Below are 18,811 nucleotides of genomic sequence, written 5' to 3'. Positions count from 1 at the left end.
GACAAGTTGCAAAAAAGGGAGGTCCTACCCCATGTTGAAATCCTATCGCACACTACTCGCCCCGGGTGAAGATACGCTGATTATCAAAAAATCCCGGTTCATCGGATACGCCACGCCCGTTCAATCGGAGGACGAAGCGCTCCACTTTATCGCCACTTTGCAAAAAAAGCACTGGGACGCCACTCACAACTGTTTTGCGTATGTATTCGGCCCGCACGATGAAGTGCAAAAAGCCAGCGACGACGGCGAACCGGCAGGCACCGCCGGCAAACCGATCCTCGAAGTGATCAAAAAAGAAGAGTTGCACAACGTCGCCGTCGTCGTCACCCGCTACTTCGGCGGCATCATGCTCGGGGCCGGCGGACTGATCCGCGCCTACAGCGCAGGCTGTGGAGCCGGACTGCAAGCGGCGGGGATCGTGACGCGCATCCTGTTCCAAGAGATCGCCATCGACATCGACTATACGTGGTACGGCAAGATCGAAAACGAACTCCACGCCGGCGGCTGGCACATCGACCGTGTCGACTACCTCGATCGCGTCACCGTCTACGCCCTCTGCCCCGTCGACGATACGGAAGCCGTTCACAAACGCCTGATCAACGCGACAAACGGACAAGCCATCCTCACCAACACCGAACAATACTACCTCTTCGACCGAGACGGCAAGCTCGTCAAATAACACGCGAACAAAACGTACAGTTCGCAGCCCTCGCGATTCACCACCGCACACACATGTTTTCAAAAAAAGCGCTCCCGCCACGCGTGGGGGTGCTTTTTTTTAACGCATGCGTTCTTGGTAGAAGGTCTGAACGATTCGCGCATGGCGCAGTTGTTGCTTCGCGAAGTCGGCGCTTTGCAAGCAAGTCACGCCGTCCCCGCTTTGCAATTCCAAACGGCACTCCGTCGGCGTTGCTCCCTCGCGAATGAAGTCGATGCGCCGGGCGACGACATACCCTGTCGTGCCGTCCTTGGCGATGCGCGGGATGCGCATTTTCAGCGGGATCAGCACGAGACCCGACGAAAAAGGCAGCGGAACATGCAACCTTTTCCCTAGTATGTCCCCATAGCGCTCTCGCACAGCCGTGAGGTCCACGCCGTAATAGCGGGCGATGCCCTTGAGCAAAACCGACACCGTGCGCGGGTCCAGCCGCTGTGTGCCGTCTGCCAATACCACCCTCGTCCTATCTCCGCCGCCCTCCACGTACACCGGCTCCAACAACGCCAATTCGCGGATGAAAGTTTCAACGTCCTGTTGCATTCCACACCACTTCTCCTTTCAAAGTTCCGGCGAACCCAAGTCCCCTGCGACACACGTTGAGTCGGACTCCTCCCGAGGCGAGTCGCACCCGAGCGAGCACCGGGTGCGCATTGGACGAAGGACTTGTCTCGCACTACCCTGAGAGTGCGTATACGACATTCCGACGAAGACCGGTCCCCAAGTCAGTAGGAGTTCCAACCGATGCCCGACCGCTGGACGCCTCTCGTACGACAAGCGCAGCAGCAAGATTCTGCCGCCATGATCGAATTACTGAATGAATTTGAAAATCTGATTCTCTCAGCTGTTAAACGCTACAACGTCCCCCACCAAGAGCGCAGTGAGCTCTTGCAAGAATCGTACATGGGCTTTCTAAAAGCGATCCACACCTTCGACCCCGAACTCGACCACCCGTTTGCCAGCGTTGCCAAAACGCAAACCAAAGCGGCCGTCTGGCACTATGTCAGGATGCGAGGCAGAAGGCAGGCTCGCGAACTCTCTGCCAGCCGGGAGACTGCCGACGGCCAAGACTCTCTCCTCGACTTGCTGCCGAATTCAAGCCCCCAACTCCACGCCGACTTCTCCGAAATCGAATGGCACGAGTTGCTCTCCTCACTTTCAGACCGCGAAGTTCTCTATGTCGAGAGTCTCGTTTTCGACGGTCACACCGTGGCAGACATCGCCCGTTTGCAAGGCGTCCACCGCAACACCGTCCACATGTGGAAGAGACAAGCCTTCCACAAGATCAAAGCGCAACTCCGTCGGAGCTAATCAAACCAGACCCGCCAAGCCCACGTCAAGGGAGTAACTTTCGGCAAACGCTCGCACAGCCTCGGGAACTCTCGCGTAGAAACGCACGCCTTTGCGAACCTCTGCAAGACTTCAGAAACTCCCGCTATCTATTGAAAGAACACGCAATAAAAAAAGACCTCGTCCAGCTCAGGACGAGGTCTTTTTCTCGAAAATTATTTCTGATCCACGAACGCAAACATCAATTCCGCTTCGCAAACCACGTTGCCGTCTACCGTTGCAACGCCCTTGCCTTTGCCGATCGGCCCCTTCAAGCGGGTGATCTCCACTTCCATGCGCAGGACATCGCCCGGGCGGACTTGTCCACGGAAACGGCATGCGTCGATCCCGGCAAACAGAGCGAGACGACCTTGGTTCTCCGGTTTGGAGAGCATCGCCACGCCGCCGACTTGTGCCATCGCTTCGACGATCAGCACGCCCGGCATCACCGGGAAGCCCGGGAAGTGACCTTGGAAGAACGGTTCGTTGATCGTGACGTTCTTGATCCCTACCGCTTTCTCCCCGATGACAACCTCTTCGATACGGTCCACCAGCAAAAACGGGTAGCGGTGCGGCAACACCGATTGAATTTCATCAATGTTCATCATGGCTGTTCGTCCTCCTTCGACTTCAACGGAAATACACTGTCTCTTAGCATACCAAATTTTACTTCCGCTTTCTACGCCGCATAGCGAACAGCCCTCGGTCACATACTACAGACACCTTCCGCAGGCCGGCCGGCACGGGAGTTTATATAAAAAGCACCTCACCCCGCAACAAGTACGGGTAGAGGTGCTTTTTATTTGACGTTCAGCGCTCGGAATCGTTGCAGATAGACACAGGATGTACCGAAAGCCACGACGAGGACTCCCCATAACAACCACTCTGCGTGCGGCCAGCGCAACAACAAGGCGACCAGCGCGAGATACATCAGCACCGTCGTCGCTTTGCCCCAGAACATCGCCGGAACGGTTTTCTTGCCCTGCGAGACGAAAAACACACTCGTCACGATCATCCCGACTTCGCGCAGGACCATCAAACCGGTTGCCCACCACGAGACGCGACCGTCGATCACCAAGGACAGGATCACCGCCAGCATCATCAGTTTGTCGGCCAACGGGTCGAGCATCGAACCCAATTCCGTGACCCAATCAAACGTCCGTGCCAAGTACCCGTCGATGACATCGGTCAGCCCGGCGAGGGCGAGCACGAGCAACGCATACAGCATGTTGTAAGGAGAGTCCGAAAAAAAGACGATGCCGTAGACCGGGATACACCCGAATCGCAGCATCGTCAACAGGTTCGGAAGGTTCAACATCCAGAACCTACGCCCGCAGGTTGTTGGCGATGCCCATCATCTGATCGGTTGTCGTCAAGGCGCGTGCGTTCAACGAGTAGGCACGCTGGGCCACGATCATCTCCGTCATCTGCTGGGACATATCGACGTTGGACATTTCCAGCGCCCGCTGTTGCAGGGTGCTGTGACGAACGCCGTTGAGTACAGTTCCGTTTGCTTGAATGTCAGCCGGGTTGGCGTTGGCCACCTGGCGATAGAGATTCTCACCCGCAGCGGTGAGATTGGATTCCGGATGCGCGATGCGCGTTACTTCGATCTGGCCAAGCTCCACATACGCGGTGCCGTTGGCAGGCGAGCTCGGGAGCGCCGAGATCACACCGTTCTGATCGACTTTTACGGAGGCCGCGTCGTAGTCGGTCAGCAGGATCGGTTGGTTGTTGGTGTCGAGCACCGGATTGCCGTCGGCGGTGACCAAGTATTGATCGGTCCCGACGGTGCCGACTTTGAACGAACCGTCACGGGTGTACGCGTCGAACGGGGTGTTCGATTGGTCGTACGCTCGGATCTTGAAGAATCCGTCCCCTTGAATCGCGAGGTCGAGGGCGTTTTGCGTGGTCTGAATCTCGCCTTGCGCAAACGACGCGACCGTACCGACGGCGAGAACCCCGTGACCCAGCCGCAGGTCTGCCGTCGTCAAGCGTCCCGGGAGAGACTTGACTCCGTCCTTCTGCTGCATCGTGAGGTAGAGCATATCTTTGAACTGCACATCCTCCGACTTGTAGCCGGTCGTGTTCAAGTTGGCCATGTTATGCCCGAGCGAATCCAGACGCGTCTGCATCGCGGACATCCCATGAGCCGAAGTCCACAGCGATCTCATGGCTTACACCCCCTCTTCTTAGAGACGACCGATGGTGGCGGCTTTTTCAAGCGTGCCGTCCAACGTCTTGATCATCCGTTGATTGGCTTCGTAACTGCGCATCACTTGCATCATCGAGACCATCGAGCCCGCCATGTCCACGTTGGACTGCTCCAACTGCTTCTCCTGCATGGTGCTTGCAAGAGTCGAGAGCTCGGCGTTGTTCGTGATCACCGTGCCGCCCTGGTAGAGCGAATCGCCGTACTTCTCCAATTTGTTGCTGTCTTGGATGTAAACGATGCCCTCTTGGATCGTGCGGCCCGGCGGAATTTGATATCCTCGGCCGTTTGCGTCGGTGATCGCGTACTTGCCGTCGGGATCGACTTTGATCCGAGCGTCGTTGACGGCGTTGTGCGTCGTCGAATCGGTCGGCAGCACGTAGTTGCCGCCGGAATCGACGAGGAAGTTCGTGCCCGGCTCGACATGGAAATCACCGTCGCGCGTATACATGACGTTGCCGGAGTTGCGCTCCTGCACCGGGAAGAAAGCACGGCGGAAGTCCTGATCGTCGCGCGGCAGAGAGTCTACGATGGCGCGGGCGTGAGGGTTGTCCGACGCGACGAGTTGACCTTGCACGAAGCGCGGCACGATCTCTTCCAAGAAAGCCCCGCTGCTGAGCGTCCCGATTTCGCGCTTGTTGCCGCCCGGTCCGCCCTTCTGCAAGTCGTTCATGCGAAACAGCAACTCATCCGGAAACGAGCGGACGACAGACGTGTCGCCCTTGTAGCCGACGGTATTGGCGTTGGCAATGTTGTTCGTGATCACTTCCTGCATGCGTTCGTTGGAATGCATGCCCGACTGTGCGATGTACAGACCGCGAATCATAGCTCAGTTCCTCCCTCGTAGAGACTGCGAACTCTGGTGCTTAGACATGGACGGCGTTGGTGGTTTTTTTATTAAGAAGCGACCGAGTGACTTTGTTGAGGTTGTCCAGTGCGATGCCGGTGCCTTTGACGACGCAGAACAGCGGGTCTTGGGCGATATGCACCGGAACTTGCAACTCTTGCTGCAACAGGCGGTCCAGCCCGTGCAACAGAGCGCCGCCCCCGGTCAATACGATGCCTTTGTCAAAAATATCGGCTGCCAACTCCGGCGGGGTCTGTTCCAAGACGCTTTTCGTTGTGACGACGATCAGATCGACCGTCTCTTGCAACGCTTCCCGCATCTCTTCCGATACAACCGTCACCGTTTTCGGCAATCCGGAGATCATGTCGCGACCGCGAATATCCAGCGTCTCATGACGAGCATACGGGAAAACGGACGCCACTTTGATCTTGATTTCTTCGGCCGTGCGTTCACCGATCAACAGAGAATGGTCTTTGCGAATATGGCGAATGATCGCTTCGTCAAACTTGTCCCCCGCGACGCGAATCGAATTGGCGGTGACCACATCTCCGAGCGAGAGAACGGCTACGTCGGTCGTGCCTCCGCCAATATCGACCACCATGCTGCCGGACGGCTCAAAGATGTCGAGCCCGGCCCCAATCGCGGCTGCTTTCGGTTCTGAAATCAAATAGACTTGCTTCGCACCCGTTCGCTCCGCCGCTTCGATGACCGCTTTCTGCTCGACCGAGGTGATCCCGGAAGGCACGCAGATCATCACGCGCGGACGCTTGAACGGACTTTTGCCGATCGACTTGTTGATGAAATGGCGAAGCATAATCTCTGTAGTATCAAAGTCGGCGATGACGCCTTCACGCAGCGGCCGGGTTGCCACGATGTGCCCCGGCGTACGTCCAAGCATCCGACGCGCCTCTTCGCCGACTGCAACGACTTTTTTCGTTTGACTGTCGATGGCCACGACTGACGGCTCATCGAGTACAATACCCTTGCCTTTGACATGAACCAGCACGTTCGCCGTACCTAAGTCCACGCCGATGTCAATTCCGAACATGTTCGAAAGATCCTCCCTTAGCCCCGTTGCATTTGTACATAGGTAGAAGCGAAGTCTCAGCTCGGGTACGCCACTAGAGGGCTAAGTAGATGAGATTCCGCTCTCTAGAAGTTCTACAGGGGTGCGGAAACTCCTCTTTCCACATGCAGGTTTTTCGCCATTTTTCGCTTTGTTTCGTCTTTGCGGTACTTCTTCTTGGTCGCCTCTCCTCCCCGCAGATGGCGGATGGATTTGTGGTATTCCAGAATCTCTTTCACCCGGTTTGCGAGATCCGGATTGATTTCCGGCAAACGCTCCGTCAGGTCTTTGTGTACCGTGCTTTTGGAGACCCCAAACTCTCGGGCGATCGTTCGGACCGTGTTCTTGGTCTCCACGATGTATTCGCCGATTTTTAGGGTGCGTTCTTTGATGTAATCATGCATTCTCCTTCGCCTCCCCATGTTCATCGGATTGTCTGATACATGTATATGAGGAGGGGTACTTCATATTCCAAAATTGCGGTTTGACAAGCCCTGACAGGCGTTTTTCGCTAAATATCTCTCTCTATCTCACCCTAGCATTTTTTTAGGAAGTCGAAAAAAAACCGCCTCTCACGCGGGGTGAGAGGCGGTTTTGAGACGCTTGTGCGTCTTGGAGACTACTCGGCGGGAGTCGTTGCACCGTCGGTTTTTTCAGCCGGAGCTTGGTCTTTCGCTGCATCGTCGGTCGCTTTGCCGGTGTCATCGGTTTTGGTGCTGTCTTTCGCTTTGCTGGTGTCGGAAGCGTTCGCGCCGTCTTTCTTCTCAGCCGGTTGCGTTGCGGTGCTGGAAGCTTTTTCGGAAGCGTCGCTTGCGGTGCCGGACGTGGTCGTCGATTGCTGAGAGTCGGTATGCGTGGTTTTCGCGTTGTCCATCTTCGGTTTTTCCGGGAGCAGGGTGTTCGGGTCTACCGGTTTGCCGTCCTTGCGCAGTTCGAAGTGCAGGTGGTTTTTCTCGTCTTTCTCCAGGCGGTTGTTGCCGGTCTTGGCGATCGGTTGGCCTGCGAGGACTTGCGCGCCTTTTTGCACATCGACGTTGGAGAGCGATGCGTAGTAGGTGGTGTAGCCGCCGTCATGTTGGATCTCGATGGTTTGACCCATCAGCGGATCTTCGGTGACGGAGAGGACGGTGCCTTTCGCTGCTGCGATGACGGTGAACGGTGCGTCGTTTTGCAGACCGAGGTTCACACCTTGGTTCGGGATGAAGCGGTTTTCATAGGAGATCAGCGATGCCGCTTGCTCTTCTTCGGACGCGTCTTCGCGGTAGAAGTCCATCGAGATCGCCGCGTCGCCGCCGCCTTCTCCGACCGGCCATTGGAAGGTCGGTGCTGCGTTCGTCGGGGTTGCCGCGTTGTCGGTGCTCGGAATCGTCGGGCCGGCCACATTCGGGGTTTCCGTCGTTTTCTTCACATCGTACGGTGACGCTTCTTGGGATTTGGCGTACATCAAACCAACGATGAGGACGGATGCTGCGAGATAGATAACCGGGAACGTCCAGCGCTTGGCAAAAAACGAAGACTTGGCAGATTTGTTCGTTTCTTGCGCTTTGTCTTGCATGTTTTTGTTTTCATTGTTGTTGTTCATATCAATCACCTCTAGAAGACATTCTCACCCCATTGTGAGATTGATAAACATGTCCCCCGGAGATTTTTGATAAAAAAACAGAAGTCTGCGCACACTACTTCGTTTGCAACAAATCGCGGGCGTTGCCAACCTGCACGCCTTGGTAGTAGTGCAGGAGGATCTCCTCCGCTTTTTTCCCTTCCTTGGCCATTCCGTCCGCCCCGTATTGGGAGAGGCCAACGTCGTGGCCGTAGCCTTTGGTGTGAAACACGATCGTGTTGTTCCCGCGGTCGATCTCCCACGTGAACATCGTCGAGCGCAGTCCGAGCAGTTTGCGGAAGTCCGGGCCGCTGAACACTTTGTCCCCGACTTTGATCTTCTTGATATGATCGGCGACGGTGCGCTCCACGGGAGCGATCAACTTGCTCATCGTGGAAGCAGAAACGGCGGTGATGCCGAGTTTCGAGGAGAAGTCCACGAGCGAAAGCGTCAGGTCGGCCGCATACTTCTCCGATTTCAAGTCCCACGGAGAGTCGACCGAACGCAAATAAGGAACTTCCTTGCCCCAGTAGTCTTCGGAATTCTCCGTCTTGCCGCTGGAGGTTGAGAAGAACAAAGCTTCAATCGGCTTGCCTTGGTAGAGCAAGACTTTGCCTTTGGTGGCGTTGACGGCGTTGTTGATTTTGGAGATGTTCTTCGGGTAGTTGAACATGCCCCAGTTCTTCTGGAGCTTCTCGTCGGTGGAATAGGCCTGCCCGTCGTTGTGGTCGTCGCTGACGTCCGCCCCTTGCTCGGTCTTCGTCCCGGCGAGGAGACGACGCACGACGTAGGTGCGAGCGGCAACGGCTTGGGCTTTTAACGCTTCGTCTTGGAACGTGATCGGCATCTCGGCCGCCACGACACCGCGCACGTATTTCTCCAGGCTCATCGGGACGATCTTGTCTTGGTCTTTGAGGTAGACTTTGATTTCGAAATCGTCTTGGTTGTCCAATTCCACGAGGCTTGGCGAGGTGGAGGCGTTCTGTTTGGCACTCGACGGCCACAGCGTGACGAACGCCGAGGGCACGAGCACCGTTGCAGTGATCAGCGCGAGGATGAGCAGTGGGATCAGGAGCCAGGTCTTTTTGGTCATAAGGGTGAAGATCCTCCATTCTCAGAGTGTCTACCAGAGTCTATGAGAGAGTGGGAGGCGTTATGAAAAAAAACGACTCTGGTATGCGGGATACCAGAGTCGTTTTTCGTTTCACTTACTTCAGTTGCAGTTCCCGCACATCTTCCGTTTTGCGCAGGTCGGCCCCGAGCGCTCGGAAGCGTTCGACGACGTCTACGTAGCCGCGTTCGATGTGGTGGATGGCGTGGATGCGAGTCTCTCCCTCGGCAACGAGGCCGGCGAGAATCATCGCAGCTCCGGCGCGCAGGTCGGTCGCCGTCACGTCGGCCCCTTGCAGGCGGTTGACGCCGGTGACGACCGCAGTGCGGCCATCGATACGTACATTTGCTCCCATGAGTGCCAGTTCGTCAAAGTGTTGAAAGCGGTTCTCAAACACCGTCTCCGTCACATACGACGTGCCCGGCGTCACCGCGAGCAACGCCGACATCTGCGCTTGCATGTCGGTCGGGTAGCCCGGATGCACGCCGGTGGTGACGTCGAGGGGACGCAAACGACCTGTGCGCACGACGCGCAGGGCGTTTTTTTCCTCGGTGATCTGAGCTCCGGCTTCGCGAAGTTTCTCGATCACGGGGCGCAGATGTTGCGCTTGCGCTCCTTCGACGAGAACGTTGCCGCCCGTGATCGCACCGGCGACGAGGAACGTCCCCGCTTCGATGCGATCCGGGATGATCGAATGGTTCGCGCCGCGCAACGAGTCGACGCCGTAGATGGTCATCGTCGCCGTGCCCGCGTCGCGGACATCGGCTCCCATCGCATTGAGGAAGTCGGCGAGATCGACGATCTCCGGCTCACACGCTGCGTTTTCGATGACCGTCTTGCCCTCTGCGAGCACGGCGGCCATCATCAAGTTCTGCGTGGCGCCGACACTGGCAAAACGCAAAGGGATGGAAGCCCCCTTCAAGCGTCCTGTCGGTGCCGTTGCTTCAATAAACGTCTCGCCGATTTCAATCTCGGCGCCGAGCGCTGCAAAGCCCTCCAAGTGCAGGTCGATCGGACGCGAGCCGATCGAACACCCGCCGGGCATGCCGACGCGTGCCTTTCCAAATCGTGCCAACAAAGGGCCCATAACGAGAAAAGAAGCCCGCAGTTTGGAGACCAACTCTGTCGGCGCTTCTGTTGTATCAACATGTTGTGCAGTGAGGCGCAGTTTCCCGTCGCCGAGTTCCTCCGTGACGCAGCCGAGCGCGTCCAAGATCCCGCGCAGGTGGTATACGTCAGAGAGCGGTGGCACCTGATCCAAGAGAGAGGCACCGGACTCGGGCAACAGCGTGGCTGCCAGAATCGGCAAAACTGCATTCTTGGCACCGTACGCACGCACGGTGCCTTCTAGGCGTTGTCCGCCCTGAACGACGATAAGTGCCAATGGTGACCCTCCACCCTAATATTCAATCGTCACAATCGGGGAGCCGACCAGAACACGCGTCTTGTCGAGATGCGCGTCGTAGTGGACGGCGACTTGCAGGTTCATCTTGTTTCCGTTGGTGACTATGTAATCCTTGGTTAGAGGAGAATAGCCGGACAGACTGGTCACAAGTTCCGAGCGAACCCCTTCGATCTCCTTGGCCTTCACCGTTTGAAACACGTTTTGGATCAAAGAGTTCGAGGAACCGTCACTCATTTTATCAGCACGTAAACCTTTGATACAAGTGCTAATTTGTGGGATTGCATTCGCTTCCGAGACCGTTTCGCGCACACCTTGAATCGCTTCCTTGAAACCGCCGAGGTCTGTGGCTTCGCGTTCGACGCGCAGCACCAGCACCGTTTGCGGGGCTTTGTCTTGGAACTTCATCGAAGTCAGTACGATCTGCGCCGTACCGCCGACAGCCGTCGTTCCGCGCAAGGTGTAGGCGTTCTGATCGCCTGCAGAATCTTGCGACTCCTTGGCGTTTTGCATGGCAAAGGTCTTGTTGAGTTTCTGGCCGAGCGCTTTCAGTTGGTCGGGGGTGTGGAATTCCTTGTCCACGAGAGACCAGTTGTGAACGGTGTAGCCTTCCACATCCGCTTTGGTCGCGGCGAACGCTTGGGCGAGGAAATCACCCGTGTCCGCCTGACTTGCCACCGTCTGTTGACGGGTTTGAATCACGCTGTAGGTTGCAATCAACAAGCAGAGGATGACGCCAACGATGCCGATTTTTTTCATAGAGTATCTCTCCCAACGCCGTGTGAATGATACTACCCATTCTGGACGCGGGGGAGAGCATTTATACTCTACTTGCTAGATTTCTAGAAAAGATGTTTCAGCATCGAGGACAAGGACACGTAGTCGCTGACGAATTTCATGAGGGAGTAGCCCAGTGTCACGGAAAGCAACAACCGGAGCACCGCCGCCGGTCGGCCCTTGGGGTCCTTGACGAACACATCCCAACGCACCGCCTGCAAGCTGTACCACGCAATCAAGATCCCGAACAGCAACAACACCATGTTGAGCCCTGCCATCCAACCCACATCGGTTGCGACTTGCTCCAAGGGCATGAGGGGATTCCTCCTGACTCACGGGTTCATACATACAACCTCGATTCTACCATACTGCGCGGTTGGAGGGTACCGTACTTTGGTACTGCCCATAAAAAAAGACTCAGGCCCGTGAGGACCTGAGTCTTTTTTTTGTTATTGTCCGAACCAGTGCAGTCCGTTCAGAACTTTCATCAGCAAGTCCGGGAAGACCCCCAGCGCAATCGTGCCGATCAGGCCGATGGCGATGGTGACGGCAATCGAAGTCGGAACTTCGATTTTGTCGTGGGATTCCACGGCGCTGTCTTTGAAGAAGATCGCTTTGAGCACGCCGAAGTAGTAGTAGAACGCGATGGCCGAAGTTGCGAACAACAGGCCGCCGAGCCAGTACATTTCCGTGTTGATCGTGCTCAGGAAGATGTAAAACTTCCCGACGAAACCGGCGGTCAACGGCATCCCTGCCATCGAGAGCATGAACACCGCCATCGACACGGCGAGGAACGGCGAACGCTTCCAGAGACCGCGGAACGATTCGAGCGTTTCGTTGCCCCCGTTGCGCGTCACAACGCTCAGCACGGCGAACGCGCCCATCGTCATGAACAGATACGCCACGAGGTAGAACACCGTCTCACCCAGCGACAACCAGATGTTGTCGATGGCACTGCCCTTGCCAAGCGTCGCCAGCGGGATCAAGAGATACCCGGCTTGAGCGACGGAGGAGTAAGCGAGCAGGCGTTTGATGTTCTTCTGCGAAAGCGCCGCCACGTTCCCGATCACCATCGTGACCGCCGCGAGGATGACGAGGTAGATGTAGATGTCGCCAAACTCGCGGGAGAAGCCCCACAGGAACACGCGCAAGATCAGCGCGAAGCCTGCCGCTTTGGACACGACCGCGAGGAACGAAGTCACCGGGTTGCCCGCACCTTCGTAGGTGTCAGGTGCCCATTGGTGGAACGGAACCAGCGCCACTTTTACCCCGAAACCGACCAGCATGAGCAGGAAGCCGAGGACGAGCAACGGCTTGAACTGATCCCAGAGTTGCAGCATCGTCCCTGCGCCCATCGCCAGGTTGGTCTGGCCGGTGACGCCGTAGATGAACGACATCCCGTACAGAGCCATCGCCGAAGCGATCGAACCGATGACGAGGTACTTCATCGCACCCTCGGTCGACTTCGCGTGGTTGCGACGCATCGCCACCAGCACATAAGACGAGATCGAGAGCAGTTCAAGGCCGACGAACAGGGTGATCAGGTCGAGCGCGGACGCCATGACCATCGCACCGACAGTCGCGAAGAGCATGATGTACGTGTACTCGGCGACTTTGACTTCCAAGTTGTGCTTGAAGAAGTCCATCGACATCAGCAGGACGATCGCCGTCCCCGCCGTGAACAAGAGTTTGAACACGTTGCCGAAGTCATCGAGGACGTAGAGCATGTTCGAGAGGTTGACCATCTCGCCCGTTCCGGCCGCCGCATTGTCTGCGACGATGCCGAAGTTGCGAATGGTCAGGACGAACGCCGCGATCAGGAACAGAATCCCCAGTTGCGGCGAGAGGCGACGAGAGCTCTCCTTGCTCATGAACAGATCGAGCACGAGAATCAAGAAACCGCCCAGAATCAAGATGATCTCCGGCGACATGACGTGCCAGACATCAGGAAATGCAAGTTGTGTAACACCGTTCATCGCATTCATGGAACTATCCTCCTATCCTCGTGACGTATGAGGAAATCGTGGGGTTCACCAGGTCACCGAGGATCGACGGATAGACACCAATCAAGATGATCAGAGCGACGAACACGACCATCGGCACGTATTCGACCGCGCGTGCGTCAGACAGGCCTTCCCATTGCGCCGTCGTCGGACCGTAGGTGGTGCGTTGCATCGCCCACAGCAGGTAGACAGCGGCGAAGATGATGCCGAGCGTACCCACAGCGGACAGACCCGGGAACGCTGCAAAAGCACCCATGAACGCCAAGATCTCCGAGATGAACCCACTCATGCCCGGCAAGCCGAGCGATCCGAGCGCGGCGGCCAACAGGAAGCCCGCCAGAATCGGCATCGGCTTGGACAGACCGCCCAGAGCGTTGATCACCGTCGTGCCGGTGCGTTCCTTGATCGCGCCGATCAAGAAGAACAGCAGACCGGAGAGCAGACCGGACGAGATCGTCATGAAGATCCCGCCTTGCAGACCCTCTTGGTTCAGCGCCGCCACGCCCAGGAGGACAACCCCCATGTGCGAGATCGCGGAGAACGCGAGCAGTCGGCGCCAGTCTTTTTGCACCATCGCGACAAGTGCTGCGTACACGATGTTGATGACCCCGATCACAGCGATCAGCGTCGCGTAATACTGAATGGCATCCGGCAAGATGCCGACCCCGATGCGGAACAGCACGTACGCGCCGATTTTCATCAGCACGCCCCCGACGACCATCGAGATCGTGGACGGCGCTTGTTCATGCGTATCCGGCAACCAGGTGTGGAACGGGAAGAACGCTTCCTCGATCAAGATCGCGAGGAACAGCACGAGGAAGATCCCGTGTTTGAAACTCGACGAGATCACATCGGCCGGAGCTTTCGCAAAGGCGTTTGCAATCGACGTCATATCCATCGTCATCACCCCGGTAACGGCTGCCGCTTTGAACGCCAGCGCCACGAAGGAGACGAGAATCCCTACCGAAGCCAAACCGCGGTAGATCAAGAACTTCGTTGCCACCTGCCCTTTGCGATCGCCGCCCCAGATTCCGATGAGGAAGTACATCGGCACGAGCGTCATCTCAAGGAACAGGAAGAACAGGAACAGGTCTTGGGCCAAGAAGCAGCCGTACAGACCGGTGACCAAGATCAGGTACCAGATGAAGAACTCCTTCACGCGCTGTACGGACTTCGTCGCCAACACGCCGAGGAACGTCACAATCGAGGTCAAGAGCAGGAACGGAAGCGACAGACCGTCAACCCCCAAGGAGTAGCCGATGACCAGCTCCTTGTCTTGGAAGGCGTGCGCGATATGAATCCATTCCTTCGATTCGGTAAATTGCATCCCGTGCTGTGCGCCGTCAAAATTCCCGTACAGGATGCCGGCGAACAGCAGCGGAAGAAATGTTGCGATCAAGGCGATGGCCTTGGGTTGACTGCTCGCAGAGCGCGGGACAAACCCGAGAATCAGAGCGCCAAGCAACGGGAGGAATACGATGAGCGTCAACAAATTCCCCATCATCTACTTAACCCCCCCTACTGCATACATCGCAAAGCCGATCAACAGCACCGCCCCGACCAAAGTGACCAACCCGTAGGTTTGCACTTGACCGTTCTGGGAGTACTTGAGGCCCAGCGAGCCGATGAACGTTCCTTCACCAAACAGGTGAACGATGCCGTCGACGATCCATTTGTCGATGAAGTTGAGGATGTGACCGATCCAGACGACCGGTTTCACGATCGCAACATGGTACAGTTCATCCACATAGAACTTGTTGAGCGAAAGTTGGTAGAACGGACGCAGCGGACCGTTTGCCAAGCTTTCCGGCTTGATCGATTGCTTTTTGTACATGAGGTACGCAAGTCCGATCCCCGCCAGCGCGACCAGAGTGGCCAGACCTGCCAGACCCCAGTTCGCTTCGTACACGTTGCCGATTTCTTCGCCGCCTTTGAACAGGAAGTGTTCAAACGCATGATCCATCAGCGGAGAGTTCAAGAACCCGACGACAACCGCCATGATCGAGAGCAACACGAGCGGAATCGACATCACCGGACCGGATTCGTGTGCATGATCGTAGACTTCCTTGTCCCCGCGGAACTCGCCCGTGAAGGTCATGAAGAACACGCGGAAGATATAGAACGCCGTGCAGAACGCCGCGATCAACGCCAGCGTGAACAACACGTAGTGGCCGGAGTTCAGCGCACCGAGCAAGATCTCGTCCTTGGACCAGAAGCCGGCAAACGGCGGAATCCCGGACAGTGCGAGCGCCCCGATCAGGAACGTCCAACCGGTCAACGGCAGTTTCTTCCACAGACCACCCATCTTGCGAATGTCTTGGTTGTGGTGAATCGCATGAATGACCGAACCGGAAGCCAAGAAGAGCAGAGCTTTGAAGAACGCGTGGGTCATCAGGTGGAACGTCGAAGCGGTGTACGCCGAAACGCCCAGTGCCATGACCATGTACCCGAGCTGCGAAACGGTCGAGTACGCAACCACGCGCTTGATGTCGTTTTGCGTGAGACCGATCAACGCGGCGAAGATCGCCGTGATGCCCCCGATGATGCCGATTACGGTCAGCGTGTCGGGAGATGCTTCGAAGATCGGGAACGCGCGGGCGACGAGATAAACACCCGCTGCAACCATGGTGGCGGCGTGGATGAGCGCAGATACCGGAGTCGGACCTTCCATTGCGTCCGGCAACCAGGTGTGAAGCGGGAACTGCGCCGATTTCCCCATCGCCCCGATGAAGACCAAGATCCCCACGAGGGTGATCAGGTGTTCCGGAGAGATCCAGTCAATCGCAAACTTTTTCGCTTGGAACGCTTCGAAAACGCCCGAGTACTCAAACGTACCGGTCGCAACGTAGATCAACACGATCCCGATAAACAGGCCGACGTCCCCGATTCGGGTGACGATGAAGGCCTTTTTCGCTGCCGCCGCCGCTTCCGGTTTGAAATACCAGAAACCGACGAGCAAGAACGAGCAAAGACCGACCAACTCCCAGAAGATGTAGACTTGCAGCAAGTTCGGGGAGATGACGAGACCGAGCATCGAGAAGATAAACAGGTTCAAGTACTGATAGAAAACCGAGTAGCGCGCATCGCCGTGCAGGTAGCCCTTCGAGAAGAGCAGAACCAGCGTGGAGATGAACGTGACGACGGTCAACATCATCGCGTTGAGCGGGGTTACTTCGAAGCCCATGCTCAAGGAGTGTTGGCCAACCGTCAGCCAGTGGAACACGTACGGTGCTTGTGCGCCGTTCGCGCTCACATCCGACAAAATCAACAGGGACACAAGGAAGCCGGCGAGTGCCGCCAGCACGCTGATCGCTGTTACAATACCCTCTTGCGCTCGTCGCCCCAATACGAACAGGAGCACGTAGGCCACCAGCGGAAAGAGGGGTATAACCCAGGCATTTTGTACCATAAGATCACCTTTCTCCGGAGTTCTGCAGGATCATTACCACTTCATGAGATCCTGATCCCGCACATCGCTGGTGTTGCGGTTGCGGTAAAGCGCGATCAAAATTGCAAGACCGACTGCGACTTCCGCCGCCGCGATCGTCATGACGAACAACGTGAAAATCTGACCGTTGATCGACGGGGTGAGGCCGTAACGTGCAAACGTGAGCAAGTTGATGTTCACGGCGGTGAGCATCAACTCGACCGATACGAGGACGATGATGATGTTGCGCTTGGTCAAAGCGCCAAACAGTCCGATGCAGAAGAGAATCGCGCCAAGGGTTAAAAACTGCTCGACACTCAGCATTATTTTTTCTCCTCCTTGTTCGCGAGCGTGATCGCGCCGACCAGTGCCACGATCAGCACCACCGACACGAGCTCAAACGGAATCACATACTGGCTGAACAACGCTTCACCGATCAGCTTGACGTTGTCTTGCCCTTGGAACGGAGAGTCGGGCGTCGCTTGCGGCCACTTGATGTTGGAGAACTTGACGACCCAGAGGACGATCAAGCCAAGACCGGCGGTGCCGATCGTGGCCCAGACCGGATGCGCGGTCAGCACAGCCGGACGCTCCATCTCCTCATGCTTTGTGAGCATGATGGCGAACAGAAGCATGATCGTAATCGCGCCTGCGTAGACGAGAACTTGTGCAAACGCGAGGAAGTCCGCTTCCAGCAAAATATAGATGGCAGCCGCCCCGATGAACACGCCGCCGATGGAGATGGCCATGTAGATGACTTTCTTCATCGAGAGCAACATGACGCCGCATGCGATCAGAAAGAGTGCGATGAGGAAGAATGCGACCGTTTGGCCCGTGATGACAAGTCCGGAAAACATTACTTCTCACCCCCGGCTTTCTGGTTGCCTTCCTGCTCGATCACGCCGTCAGCTCGACGAGCGTTCTCATCAAGCCAGTAGATGTTCTTGTACAGGTCGACGCGGCTGTACGTAGCCAGTTCGAAGCGGTCGGTCATTTGGATCGCTTCGGTCGGGCAAACTTCCGTGCAGAGGTCGCAGAGGATGCAAATCTCGAAGTTGATATCGTACGTATCGATGTGCAACTTCTTGTCCTCGCGCTTACTGCCGGAAAGCGAGATGCAGGACGTCGGGCAGATCCGTGCACATTGGTTACAAACGATGCACTTCTCTGCGTAGAACTTGTGAACGCCCCGGTAGCGTTCGCCCCAGTCCGGCATTACGTCCGGGTATTGGAGGGTGACTTTCTTGTGTGCCAGTTGAGCAAACGTGATTTTCAACCCTTTGAGGAACCCAAACATCGAAATTTCACCCCGTTTCTTAGTGGAGAAGGTACTTCAGGACTGCGGTCAAGACCAAGTTCACGATGGAGAGCGGAATCAGCACTTTCCAAGCGAAAGTGAGCAGTTGGTCGGTACGAATCCGCGGCATGGTCGCCTGCAGCCAGAAGAAGAAGAAGATAAAGCAAGTTACTTTGAGCGCAAACCAGATCCAGCCGGACAGGAACGGACCGGACCAGCCGCCGAAGTACAGCGTTGCTCCGAGGCCGGACATCGCGAACAGGTAGACGTACTCCGCCAGGTAGAAGAAGGCGAAACGGAAACCAGAGTATTCAGTATTGTAGCCGGAAACCAATTCCGACTCTGCTTCCGGCAAGTCGAACGGTGTACGGCTCAATTCTGCGGTCGCCGAGATGATGAACACGCAGAACCCGAGGAACTGCGGCACGATGTACCACACGTACGGGAACGCTATTTGCGCTTCGACGATCTTGACGAGGTTCATGGAACCTGCCATCAGCACGACGCCTAGAACGGACATCGCCAGCGGCACTTCGTACGAGATCATCTGCGCCGCCGAACGCATCCCCCCGATGAGGGAGTACTTGTTGTTCGACGCCCAACCACCGAGTACGACCCCGATGATCGTCATCGCCGAGAGCGCGATGTAATACAAGACCCCGACGTTCGAATACGCGGTAAAAACGTGATTCGCCGAGAACGGAATCACGGCCAGAACCATGAACGACGGGAAAAACGCCAGCATCGGCGCGATCAAGAAGATCGGGCGGTCCGCTTTTTCCGGGACAACGTCTTCCTTGATCAACAGCTTCAAAACGTCGGCGATGGTCTGCAAGAGACCGAGCGGACCTACGCGGTTCGGACCGATCCGCCATTGCATCCAGCCGATTAGTTTGCGCTGGAAGTAGATCGAGTAGGTGACGACCCCGAGGATAAACGCGAGGACGACAACTGCGCCGATGATCATGTTCAGGACGGCATGGGTATCGAGCGGTTTATCCACCCAAGAGAAGAAATCCGCCATG

At 56.6% G+C, this 18,811-nt stretch carries 21 protein-coding genes; 2 read left to right on the top strand and 19 right to left on the bottom strand.

Translation table 11 applies throughout. The annotated features are described in order from the left end of the window. Window positions 1-31 precede the first annotated feature (31 nt). On the top strand, window positions 32-679 hold the full coding sequence (locus JJB07_RS02305) for a YigZ family protein (RefSeq protein ID WP_201630765.1): 648 nt from the start codon (window positions 32-34) through the stop codon (window positions 677-679). A gap of 99 nt (window positions 680-778) precedes the next feature. Here JJB07_RS02305 and JJB07_RS02300 read toward each other — a convergent pair whose 3' ends face one another. Beyond that, window positions 779-1,258, bottom strand: a complete 480-nt coding sequence (locus JJB07_RS02300) for a hypothetical protein (RefSeq protein WP_201630763.1) — start codon at window positions 1,256-1,258, stop codon at window positions 779-781. A gap of 201 nt (window positions 1,259-1,459) precedes the next feature. Between JJB07_RS02300 and JJB07_RS02295 the strand changes: the two genes are divergently transcribed. After that, complete coding sequence (locus tag JJB07_RS02295) at window positions 1,460-2,026, top strand: sigma-70 family RNA polymerase sigma factor (RefSeq protein WP_201630761.1); 567 nt, start codon at window positions 1,460-1,462, stop codon at window positions 2,024-2,026. A gap of 194 nt (window positions 2,027-2,220) precedes the next feature. On the opposite strand, the gene fabZ is transcribed toward JJB07_RS02295, so the two are convergent. The 18 genes from fabZ to nuoH form a co-directional block, all read right to left on the bottom strand. Beyond that, on the bottom strand, window positions 2,221-2,652 hold the full coding sequence (gene fabZ, locus JJB07_RS02290; protein ID WP_201630759.1) for a 3-hydroxyacyl-ACP dehydratase FabZ: 432 nt from the start codon (window positions 2,650-2,652) through the stop codon (window positions 2,221-2,223). 191 nt (window positions 2,653-2,843) lie between these two features. Next, the gene (locus JJB07_RS02285; protein ID WP_347338308.1) at window positions 2,844-3,362 is read right to left on the bottom strand and encodes a CDP-alcohol phosphatidyltransferase family protein; all 519 of its coding nucleotides are present in this window, start codon (window positions 3,360-3,362) and stop codon (window positions 2,844-2,846) included. Between the two features lie 7 nt (window positions 3,363-3,369). Further along, window positions 3,370-4,218 (bottom strand): flagellar hook-basal body protein, encoded by an 849-nt coding sequence (locus tag JJB07_RS02280; protein WP_201630757.1) that lies wholly within the window; start codon window positions 4,216-4,218, stop codon window positions 3,370-3,372. A gap of 18 nt (window positions 4,219-4,236) precedes the next feature. Then, entirely contained in the window at window positions 4,237-5,082 is an 846-nt protein-coding gene (locus tag JJB07_RS02275; protein ID WP_201630755.1) for a flagellar hook-basal body protein, read from the bottom strand. A gap of 40 nt (window positions 5,083-5,122) precedes the next feature. Further along, on the bottom strand, window positions 5,123-6,151 hold the full coding sequence (gene mreB / locus JJB07_RS02270) for a rod shape-determining protein (RefSeq protein WP_201630753.1): 1,029 nt from the start codon (window positions 6,149-6,151) through the stop codon (window positions 5,123-5,125). A gap of 113 nt (window positions 6,152-6,264) precedes the next feature. Then, window positions 6,265-6,573, bottom strand: a complete 309-nt coding sequence (gene spoIIID, locus JJB07_RS02265; RefSeq protein WP_038087410.1) for a sporulation transcriptional regulator SpoIIID — start codon at window positions 6,571-6,573, stop codon at window positions 6,265-6,267. 215 nt (window positions 6,574-6,788) lie between these two features. Further along, window positions 6,789-7,751: a M23 family metallopeptidase gene (locus tag JJB07_RS02260; protein WP_201630751.1), complete on the bottom strand. Its 963-nt coding sequence runs from the start codon at window positions 7,749-7,751 to the stop codon at window positions 6,789-6,791. Between the two features lie 94 nt (window positions 7,752-7,845). Beyond that, complete coding sequence (spoIID, locus tag JJB07_RS02255) at window positions 7,846-8,862, bottom strand: stage II sporulation protein D (RefSeq protein WP_201630749.1); 1,017 nt, start codon at window positions 8,860-8,862, stop codon at window positions 7,846-7,848. A gap of 115 nt (window positions 8,863-8,977) precedes the next feature. Beyond that, window positions 8,978-10,264: a UDP-N-acetylglucosamine 1-carboxyvinyltransferase gene (gene murA / locus JJB07_RS02250; RefSeq protein WP_201630747.1), complete on the bottom strand. Its 1,287-nt coding sequence runs from the start codon at window positions 10,262-10,264 to the stop codon at window positions 8,978-8,980. Between the two features lie 15 nt (window positions 10,265-10,279). Beyond that, entirely contained in the window at window positions 10,280-11,041 is a 762-nt protein-coding gene (locus JJB07_RS02245) for a YwmB family TATA-box binding protein (protein WP_201630745.1), read from the bottom strand. Window positions 11,042-11,124: 83 nt separating this feature from the next. Next, window positions 11,125-11,373 (bottom strand): DUF1146 domain-containing protein, encoded by a 249-nt coding sequence (locus JJB07_RS02240; RefSeq protein WP_201630743.1) that lies wholly within the window; start codon window positions 11,371-11,373, stop codon window positions 11,125-11,127. 135 nt (window positions 11,374-11,508) lie between these two features. After that, window positions 11,509-13,044 carry an NADH-quinone oxidoreductase subunit N gene (locus JJB07_RS02235; RefSeq protein WP_236587564.1) on the bottom strand — a complete coding sequence of 512 codons (1,536 nt, stop codon included), beginning with the start codon at window positions 13,042-13,044 and terminating at the stop codon, window positions 11,509-11,511. Window positions 13,045-13,048: 4 nt separating this feature from the next. Continuing rightward, entirely contained in the window at window positions 13,049-14,566 is a 1,518-nt protein-coding gene (locus JJB07_RS02230) for a complex I subunit 4 family protein (RefSeq protein WP_236587562.1), read from the bottom strand. After that, window positions 14,567-16,471 (bottom strand): NADH-quinone oxidoreductase subunit L, encoded by a 1,905-nt coding sequence (gene nuoL, locus JJB07_RS02225; protein ID WP_201630741.1) that lies wholly within the window; start codon window positions 16,469-16,471, stop codon window positions 14,567-14,569. A 33-nt stretch (window positions 16,472-16,504) separates the two neighbouring features. Further along, complete coding sequence (gene nuoK / locus JJB07_RS02220) at window positions 16,505-16,816, bottom strand: NADH-quinone oxidoreductase subunit NuoK (RefSeq protein WP_201632671.1); 312 nt, start codon at window positions 16,814-16,816, stop codon at window positions 16,505-16,507. After that, window positions 16,813-17,346, bottom strand: a complete 534-nt coding sequence (locus tag JJB07_RS02215; protein ID WP_201630739.1) for an NADH-quinone oxidoreductase subunit J — start codon at window positions 17,344-17,346, stop codon at window positions 16,813-16,815. Before JJB07_RS02215 ends, nuoK begins: the two co-directional genes overlap by 4 nt. Continuing rightward, a complete protein-coding gene (locus tag JJB07_RS02210) occupies window positions 17,346-17,786 on the bottom strand; it encodes a NuoI/complex I 23 kDa subunit family protein (protein WP_201630737.1) in 441 nt (146 codons plus the stop codon). The genes JJB07_RS02215 and JJB07_RS02210 overlap by 1 nt, the downstream gene beginning before the upstream one ends. A 19-nt stretch (window positions 17,787-17,805) precedes the next feature. Further along, window positions 17,806-18,810, bottom strand: coding sequence for an NADH-quinone oxidoreductase subunit NuoH (gene nuoH / locus JJB07_RS02205; RefSeq protein WP_201630735.1), 1,005 nt, complete (start codon window positions 18,808-18,810; stop codon window positions 17,806-17,808). Window position 18,811 lies beyond the last annotated feature (1 nt).

The sequence above is a fragment of the Tumebacillus amylolyticus genome, from assembly GCF_016722965.1.
GTDB lineage: Bacteria > Bacillota > Bacilli > Tumebacillales > Tumebacillaceae > Tumebacillus > Tumebacillus amylolyticus.
Note: the sequence above shows the minus strand (reverse complement) of the source record. Positions and strands in the feature narration are given on the sequence as shown.

Excerpts from the sequence above, each read along its gene's own strand:
- JJB07_RS02285 (WP_347338308.1), bottom strand. The coding sequence starts at position 3,362 with ATGTTGAACCTTCCGAACCTGTTGACGATGCTGCGATTCGGGTGTATC.
- mreB (WP_201630753.1), bottom strand. The coding sequence starts at position 6,151 with ATGTTCGGAATTGACATCGGCGTGGACTTAGGTACGGCGAACGTGCTG.
- JJB07_RS02260 (WP_201630751.1), bottom strand. The coding sequence starts at position 7,751 with ATGAACAACAACAATGAAAACAAAAACATGCAAGACAAAGCGCAAGAA.
- nuoH (WP_201630735.1), bottom strand. The coding sequence starts at position 18,810 with ATGGCGGATTTCTTCTCTTGGGTGGATAAACCGCTCGATACCCATGCC.
- JJB07_RS02210 (WP_201630737.1), bottom strand. The coding sequence starts at position 17,786 with ATGTTTGGGTTCCTCAAAGGGTTGAAAATCACGTTTGCTCAACTGGCA.
- spoIID (WP_201630749.1), bottom strand. The coding sequence starts at position 8,862 with ATGACCAAAAAGACCTGGCTCCTGATCCCACTGCTCATCCTCGCGCTG.
- JJB07_RS02240 (WP_201630743.1), bottom strand. The coding sequence starts at position 11,373 with ATGCCCTTGGAGCAAGTCGCAACCGATGTGGGTTGGATGGCAGGGCTC.
- JJB07_RS02275 (WP_201630755.1), bottom strand. The coding sequence starts at position 5,082 with ATGATTCGCGGTCTGTACATCGCACAGTCGGGCATGCATTCCAACGAA.
- fabZ (WP_201630759.1), bottom strand. The coding sequence starts at position 2,652 with ATGATGAACATTGATGAAATTCAATCGGTGTTGCCGCACCGCTACCCG.
- JJB07_RS02300 (WP_201630763.1), bottom strand. The coding sequence starts at position 1,258 with ATGCAACAGGACGTTGAAACTTTCATCCGCGAATTGGCGTTGTTGGAG.
- JJB07_RS02280 (WP_201630757.1), bottom strand. The coding sequence starts at position 4,218 with ATGAGATCGCTGTGGACTTCGGCTCATGGGATGTCCGCGATGCAGACG.
- spoIIID (WP_038087410.1), bottom strand. The coding sequence starts at position 6,573 with ATGCATGATTACATCAAAGAACGCACCCTAAAAATCGGCGAATACATC.
- JJB07_RS02305 (WP_201630765.1), top strand. The coding sequence starts at position 32 with ATGTTGAAATCCTATCGCACACTACTCGCCCCGGGTGAAGATACGCTG.
- JJB07_RS02215 (WP_201630739.1), bottom strand. The coding sequence starts at position 17,346 with ATGTTTTCCGGACTTGTCATCACGGGCCAAACGGTCGCATTCTTCCTC.
- JJB07_RS02295 (WP_201630761.1), top strand. The coding sequence starts at position 1,460 with ATGCCCGACCGCTGGACGCCTCTCGTACGACAAGCGCAGCAGCAAGAT.
- JJB07_RS02230 (WP_236587562.1), bottom strand. The coding sequence starts at position 14,566 with ATGATGGGGAATTTGTTGACGCTCATCGTATTCCTCCCGTTGCTTGGC.
- JJB07_RS02235 (WP_236587564.1), bottom strand. The coding sequence starts at position 13,044 with ATGAATGCGATGAACGGTGTTACACAACTTGCATTTCCTGATGTCTGG.
- nuoL (WP_201630741.1), bottom strand. The coding sequence starts at position 16,471 with ATGGTACAAAATGCCTGGGTTATACCCCTCTTTCCGCTGGTGGCCTAC.
- JJB07_RS02245 (WP_201630745.1), bottom strand. The coding sequence starts at position 11,041 with ATGAAAAAAATCGGCATCGTTGGCGTCATCCTCTGCTTGTTGATTGCA.